Raw genomic sequence first — 243 nt, 5'->3', positions numbered from 1 at the left:
GAGCAGCGGAATATTGTCACGAACGCGGATAGTCTGCTGGCAATGCGGACAGTGCGAACGCGGTAGCGCAAGGCTTATTTTTGACTGCGTACTCGGCGTTTCACCATGAAACTCCGCCATTTGTTGGCGCAGCATGATGGGGTAACGCCAAATCACCACATTCAAAAAACTGCCGATGATCAATCCTCCGACGGTTGCCAGTATGGGCATCGCCGCGGGGTATTGCTGAAAAACATCAAAAAG

The 243-nt window shown here is 51.9% G+C and carries 1 protein-coding gene; it reads right to left on the bottom strand.

The genetic code is table 11. From position 1 onward, the window contains the following. The coding region (locus SB764_RS43815) for a prepilin peptidase (protein ID WP_410867281.1) at nt 1-243 on the bottom strand (243 nt) is incomplete at both ends.

This window comes from Paraburkholderia sp. SIMBA_027 (assembly GCF_046535315.1).
Taxonomy (GTDB): Bacteria; Pseudomonadota; Gammaproteobacteria; order Burkholderiales; family Burkholderiaceae; genus Paraburkholderia; species Paraburkholderia tropica.
This window is presented reverse-complemented; position numbering and strand designations above follow the sequence as displayed.